Source organism: Paenibacillus sp. CECT 9249, from assembly GCF_918697855.1.
In the GTDB taxonomy this organism is placed as follows: Bacteria; Bacillota; Bacilli; order Paenibacillales; family Paenibacillaceae; genus MSJ-34.
In genome coordinates this window covers 1-6924 of the sequence record NZ_CAKKLI010000087.1, presented here as the reverse complement: position 1 = coordinate 6924, position 6924 = coordinate 1, and the positions used below count along the sequence as shown (strand labels likewise).

The following is a 6924-nucleotide window of genomic DNA, read 5'->3' as shown; positions in this document are numbered from 1 at the left end:
CCCTTTGAGGGGCAAGCCCGAGACCGCTCGCGGTTGGCAGACTTTCAGTGCGCCTTCTTAGGCGCTTGCTAGTACCATGCCCTTATAGGGCTGATGGAAGCCACCGGCTAAGCCGGTGGTTATGACTTCGAACTGGACGAATTCCAATCACGCAAACCAATTGATGTGATTGCCAGTACGAATCCGATCATGATCATCGACGAACCACAATCTGTTGAAGGGCCGAAAACGAAGGAATCCATAAAGGCATTTCAGCCCTTGTTCACACTGCGGTATTCGGCGACGCATAAAGAAGATTACAATAAAGTGTACCGCTTGGATGCACTGGATGCGTACAACCTGAAGCTGGTCAAGAAGATCAGTGTGAAAGGAATATCGGTCAAAGGTACAACAGGTTCGGACAGTTATCTCTACTTGGAAGGCATTGACGTCAGTCAGAAACATGCCCCTGTTGCCAGACTGGAATTTGAAAAACGATCCGGAAGCGGCTTGAAGAAGATCACCAAAAAAGTACGCGTGAATGACGATCTGTATTCGTTATCCGAATTGGAGCAATACAAAGGGTACCGCGTTTCAGAGATCAACGGTCAAAAGAACATCATTCATTTCACCAATGGAGTAACGTTGCAAGCTGGTGATGTTCAGGGTGATGTGAATGAGCTTCATTTTCGCCGGATTCAGATCAGGGAAACGATTAAATCACACTTTGAAAAGGAGCGGGAATTGTTTCATCGTGGGATTAAAGTGCTGTCCTTGTTCTTCATTGATGAAGTGGCGAAGTATCGCCAATATGATGAAAGCGGCGAAGAAGTCAATGGCGTCTATATGGATATCTTCGAGGAAGAATATGAGCACATCTTGAACGAAACGTTATCCCTCTTTTCTGACGATCCTTATATTCAGTACCTCAATCAGATTCACGTAAAGGATACGCATAAAGGGTATTTCTCCATTGATAAGAAGAGTAAGCGAATGGTCGATCCCAAGCTGAAGCGGACGGAGACGGATTCTGATGATGTGGATGCTTATGACTTGATCATGAAGGATAAGGAACGGCTGCTTAGCTTTGAAGAACCGACCCGGTTCATCTTCTCACACTCAGCGTTGAAAGAAGGCTGGGACAACCCGAATGTGTTCCAAATCTGCACGTTGAAGCATAGTGATTCCACGATGAAGAAACGTCAAGAGGTCGGACGCGGACTTCGTCTGTGTGTGGATCAGAACGGTAATCGGATCGATGCAACGGTTCCAGGCATTGATGTTCATGATATTAATGCCTTGACGGTCGTGGCGAGTGAGTCGTATGAACAATTTGCGAAACAACTTCAAAGTGAAATTGCGGATACGTTATCCGAACGTCCGAAGAAGGCCGATTTCGAGTTCTTCAAAGATCGCGTGTTAACGAACGAACGAGGAGAAAAATTGCTCATCGATGAAACCTTGGCCAATAAGCTTCACCGCACCTTTATCCGACAAGGGTATGTCGATGACAAAGATCAATTGGCTCCGGAATACTTTGAGGCAGTTGAGAGTCAGACGGTTCAGTTGCCTGAAGAATTGGAGCATCATCAGGTGGAATTGATTGAACTGGTGAAGTCGATATATGTAGTGGGCAAGGAAGATTTGACCGAAAATGAAAGAGGGAAGAATGTCGATCACCTCAAGCCGAATGCGAATTATAAGAAGAAGGAATTCCAGCAACTGTGGAACCAGATTAACAGGAAAACGGTGTACACGGTTCGGTTTGACTCGGAAGAATTGGTTCAAAAATGTATTTGGAAATTGGACGCAGAACTGAAGGTGCCGGAAATCCGATATGCCATTATTCATGGTGAAATGAATAAAATTGACTCCAAAGAACAGCTCAAACAAGGTGATGCATTCATTCAACGGGAATCGCAAACCGAATACGTCACCGGCAGTGCACGTTCAAAGATCAAATATGATCTGATTGGGAAGCTAATGGATGAGACGCGATTAACGCGGAAAACCGTTGTGCAGATTTTGAAAGGAATCAAACCGACAACATTTGCTTTGTTTCAAAGAAATCCGGAGGAGTTTATCATTCGTTCGGCTCGAATGATCAATGAACAAAAGGCGACAACGGTTGTGGAATCCTTAACGTACGATGTGATGAACGGAACGTTTGAAGAGACGATCTTCACGGAAAACACACTGAAAGGGCAGTTGGGACACAATGCGATTCCGGTGGACAAACACATCTTCGACTACGTTGTAACGGATTCGAAGATTGAACGGAAATTTGCGAAAGAAATGGATATCAGCCAAGAGATCGAAGTGTATGCCAAGCTGCCGAGAGGTTTCTTTATTCCGACTCCGCTTGGGAACTACAATCCAGACTGGGCTATCGTGTTCAAGGAAGGTACGACGAAGCACATTTACTTTATTGCGGAAACCAAAGGCTCGATGGAATCGTTGGAGCTTCGTGAAGTGGAAAAAGCCAAGATTGCATGTGCACGTAAGCATTTCGCCAAGTTGAATACGGGGCAGTTGAAGTACGACGTGGTGAATAGTTATGAGAAGTTGATGGAGATCGTGAAGGGATAGCAATGTTGACTCAACTATAATTAAGTCATAGGTGAGTATGATATAGTGAAGGACAGCTATGTAATATACAAAATATGAATTATTGTGGGGGTGTAACAATGAGCGTAGCTGATCAATTTTTTGATATTGCCTATTTTAAAAAAGCGAATCCATTTATTGCAGATAACCATAATTTATGGGAGCCGCAAATCGTAGCATATTACGATATTTATACCCATTTTAATTCATCAAAGTCAAATCAGCATGCGGTCGTTGTATTACCAACTGGAACAGGTAAAACAGGTGTTATCGCTCTATCTCCTTTTGGTATAAGTGAGGGTCGAGTACTAGTAATAACACCACAGCTAGTAATAAAAGATCATGTTCTTGACTCGCTCGATCCTACGAATCCCACTAATTTTTGGTTGAATCAAAAAGTGTTTACAGGGTTTGATCAACTTCCAGTTGTTGTTGAATACGAAAAGGACACTCGTCAAACTGATCTTGAATCAGCTAATATAGTCATTTTAAATGTTCATAAACTACAAGCTCGGAGTAGAAATAGTTTATTAGAGAAAGTTGAAAATGATTTCTTCGACATGATAATTATTGATGAAGCTCATCATTCGCCTGCACAGACTTGGGAAAAAGCACTTCAATATTTTAGCAGAGCGAAAGTCGTTAAAGTAACAGGTACCCCTTTCAGAAGTGATAATAAACCTATTGAGGGTCATACAGTTATTGATTATAAGCTAGGAAGAGCGATGGAGAGAGGATACGTTAAATCTTTAAGGAACTTTATCGTGGTTCCTGATAAACTATATTTAACGATAGATGGAAATGAAGAAGAAAAGTATACAATTGAAGAAATAAGAGATATGGGATTAAAAGAGGAGGATTGGATAAGTCGCAGCGTTGCTTATTCACCCGAATGTAGTATGCAAGTTGTTGAGGAGAGCTATAGACAGCTTCAGGAGAAAAGGGCTTCTGGTGTTCCGCACAAAATCATTGCTGTTGCTTGTACTATTGAACATGCTCAACAAATCGAAAAGATGTATGATGATGTAGGTCTTAAGGCTACGGTGGTCCACAGTAAGTTACCTGATCCAGTTCGACAAGATCGTTTAAGAGCCATTGAAGCTCATGAAGTTGATGCTGTTATTCATGTTGCCCTTCTTGGAGAGGGATATGATCATCCATACTTGAGTATTGCTGCTATTTTTCGACCTTTTAGATCATTAGCACCGTATGCTCAATTTATTGGAAGGACGTTGCGACGCATTCCTCCAAATCAGGCTAAAACGGCAAGTGATAATGTAGCAGTAGTCGTTGGACATAAAGATTTAAATTTAGATCCGCTGTGGGAAGAATATCAGAAAGAGCAACAATACAAAAACATTACTGAAAAAATAAGAGAGCAACGCAAACGGGAAGGGAAGATGGAAAAAGGAATCAAAAATTACGACTTTGGAGATGTTGAAGTTGAAGGTGATTTTCAGGTAGAATACGAAGATTACGTGACAACTGCTACTACTCAAGAGTATGATGAATATGAACGTGAAATGAGAAAAAAAATCGTACGACTCAAAGAAGTCATGGGCGAAATTGATGACCATCAAGCTAGAAGAATAATTGAGAGCCAGAGGAAACCTGAAGATTTCGATCCAATATATTTGAGACCAGATAAGTATGTAAAGCAAGTGAAGCATAATTTTGCAGTACAAGTTCAAGAAACAATTCCTGCAGAAATCATTCTTGAATTTGGGTTGATTAAAGAAGAAAGAGATTTAGCTAGGTTGCCTGTATATAAAAAATATCGTTGGATTGCTTCAGATGAGAACTCTGATAATGCAGCACTTATAGCAAGGTATTTGAATCAAGTGTTGTATGAACGATTTGGTAAAAGGGAAAATTGGGAGTGGACGATTAAGGAAGTCGAATACGCCCAAGAGTATTTAGATCAAGTTGTAGATCATCTGAAAGTAGTAATTCGAGATACCATAAGAAAGGAGTAAATTGAATGAGCAAAGAACTACGGAAAGCACTATTTGAAGCTGTTCATTTAAATCATGTTTGGCCGGAAGAATTACTTGCTAATGCTAAATTACCTAATTACGAATATGTACATTACACGAAACTTGATGATCACTTAATTGTCGAAATGAAGTTTGAAGATATGTACACAAAGCATTGTTATGCGTACTATCAATTTGATCTGAATGAAAAATTGTTTAAAATCACGATTAAACAAAATGATGAGGTAACAGTTGTATACGACAGACAAATAGCAATAGCAACCGCTTATCTAAGGCTTGTTGAGGCTGAGGGAGAAGCTGTGGCAAAGGAAGTAATTGAATACAGCATAGCATCTTGATAGATTGGGAGTGACAGATAATTATATCCGTCGCTCCCCTTTATTTAGTTTACCCTATCAAGTGATACGGTGAACCGTATCATCGCTAGTGGTAAAGCGGAGGGTCGCAGTAAGTGTCGAAGCATCGGTATTAATTCCTCGTAATGGTGCTTGAAAATGGCAGTCTTTCATGTTTGAAATGAGGTGAGTTCTTTGTCGGAAGGAATACCGGATAAAAACTTGTTTATGATGTGTTCCGTGTTGAATCGTGCCGCAGTTCGAAGTCTCCCGCAAGGTCTTCACATTCGCAAGTGTCGAGAAGATGAACTCGGCATTTGGATGGACTTTCCGTTTGATGATCCGACAGAGGCTGAAAAGTATCGGGGATTCATGTCGACCTACTTTCAAAATGTATATGCGGATAAGAAAGAATTGTTTTTTGATAAATGTCTGTTCGTATGTGATTCGCAAGACCGACCAATTGGAACATGCTTCGCTTGGAGAGCTTATGAGAAAATCACGACGATTCATTGGTTCAAGGTATTAAAACAATATGAAGGATTAGGAATCGGTAGAGCATTGCTTTCTTATGTCATGCAAAGTCTGTCGGCTTGTGATTATCCGGTGTTTCTACATACGCAGCCATCGAGTTACCGAGCTATCAAACTGTATGCTGATTTTGGATTTTCATTGTTGAGCGATCCGGTGATTGGCACGAGAACGAATGATTTGAATGAGTGTCTTCCGATCTTGCAATCAGTTATGCCAAGTAAAGATTTTCAATCGCTGAAAGTGGTTAGAGCTCCGAAGTTCTTTTTGGAGGCTGTGAGTAGTTCTTCTATAGAACAATTTTAGTGTGATGTCTTTGCTGTTATTTTACCATACCTTGGAAAAGGGGCGTTTTATACCATGCGTAAACGAACTGCACCGACCTCCAGCATTGTTATTGACCGTCTTGATCACCTTGTTCTTACTGTTAATAATCTGCAAAGTACGATAGAGTTCTACGGGAAAGTGCTTGGTATGGAGGTCGTCCAGTTCGGCGGAGGACGATACGCTTTGCAGTTTGGCCGGCAGAAGATCAATCTGCACGAGCGCGGACGCGAATTCGAGCCGAAGGCAAATACGCCGTGCCCGGGCTCGGCAGATTTGTGTTTTATTACGAATATGCCGCTAGATGACGTGATTCGGCATTTGGAGAATTGCGATGTTTCCATTGAAGAAGGCCCGGTAGATCGTACAGGCGCAATGGGTAAAATTCGCTCCGTCTATGTGCGCGATCCGGATCTGAACCTGATCGAAATTTCAAATTATGTGTCCTGAGCTGAATCCCATAGGAAGATGAGGGCATCGCGAACGGAGGAGGCTTCCCGAGGTTGGGGAAGAATGGAGGCGCTCAAATACTTGAGGATCTTTGCTAATGATTATGCCAAGACGTTCATGTCGTATATGTTGCGTAATAAATGTAAAGTTCGGAGTGATGACTTCGATTTCTTTTTTACGGAAAACTTGCCCGCCCATGACAATCCCTATTATTTTAAGGAAACTTCTTCTTCTCTCACGTTTTCCTCTATTGAATAAAGACATAAAGGACAATCACGGTCGGAAGAATTTCACTCATTTATGCAAAGAACTGGAACAATTGGATTGGTGGTCGACGATTCTTTATCAGCTTATCCATTCTTATCCGGATCATACCGAAAAAGGACACTAACCTAGGTGTTCGCCGAACTAGGATGTGTCCCTTATTGTCATAGTTTACCCTATCCATGGATACGGTGAATCGATCATAAATGACATCGAAGTTTGGATAAGGTATCATTCCCAACCCTATTGTATATACTGGTATATACATATATGTTGGGGTGTGATAAAATGATTGAAAGGAATCGGAAAGAGTCCAGCGGTAAGATGTCAAGTCCCTGATTCTTGAGAATTGGAAATTTTCTTGGCCGTAAAGCAAGGGAGTCAGGGAAAATGACAGCACCAAACTAAACCCAGCCCGAAAATCAAGTCATTTACCA

The 6924-nt window shown here is 41.5% G+C and carries 5 protein-coding genes; all 5 read left to right on the top strand.

Annotated elements, in window-relative coordinates:
* Nucleotides 1-258: 258 nt before the first annotated feature.
* The 5 genes from LQ229_RS26645 to LQ229_RS26625 all read left to right on the top strand — a co-directional run bounded on the left by LQ229_RS26645 (nucleotide 259) and on the right by LQ229_RS26625 (nucleotide 6223).
* Nucleotides 259-2568 (top strand): restriction endonuclease subunit R, encoded by a 2310-nt coding sequence (locus LQ229_RS26645; RefSeq protein ID WP_230193389.1) that lies wholly within the window; start codon nucleotides 259-261, stop codon nucleotides 2566-2568.
* Between the two features lie 98 nt (nucleotides 2569-2666).
* Nucleotides 2667-4562 (top strand): DEAD/DEAH box helicase family protein, encoded by a 1896-nt coding sequence (locus LQ229_RS26640; RefSeq protein ID WP_230193388.1) that lies wholly within the window; start codon nucleotides 2667-2669, stop codon nucleotides 4560-4562.
* Between the two features lie 5 nt (nucleotides 4563-4567).
* Nucleotides 4568-4921: a hypothetical protein gene (locus LQ229_RS26635; RefSeq protein WP_230193387.1), complete on the top strand. Its 354-nt coding sequence runs from the start codon at nucleotides 4568-4570 to the stop codon at nucleotides 4919-4921.
* A gap of 192 nt (nucleotides 4922-5113) precedes the next feature.
* Complete coding sequence (locus LQ229_RS26630; protein WP_230193386.1) at nucleotides 5114-5755, top strand: GNAT family N-acetyltransferase; 642 nt, start codon at nucleotides 5114-5116, stop codon at nucleotides 5753-5755.
* Between the two features lie 54 nt (nucleotides 5756-5809).
* Nucleotides 5810-6223, top strand: coding sequence for a VOC family protein (locus LQ229_RS26625; protein WP_216537641.1), 414 nt, complete (start codon nucleotides 5810-5812; stop codon nucleotides 6221-6223).
* The last annotated feature ends 701 nt before the right edge of the window (nucleotides 6224-6924 follow it).

Bases quoted from the DNA above. Each gene is read 5' to 3' on its own strand.
- LQ229_RS26640 (WP_230193388.1), top strand. From the start codon at position 2,667: ATGAGCGTAGCTGATCAATTTTTTGATATTGCCTATTTTAAAAAAGCG.
- LQ229_RS26635 (WP_230193387.1), top strand. From the start codon at position 4,568: ATGAGCAAAGAACTACGGAAAGCACTATTTGAAGCTGTTCATTTAAAT.
- LQ229_RS26625 (WP_216537641.1), top strand. From the start codon at position 5,810: ATGCGTAAACGAACTGCACCGACCTCCAGCATTGTTATTGACCGTCTT.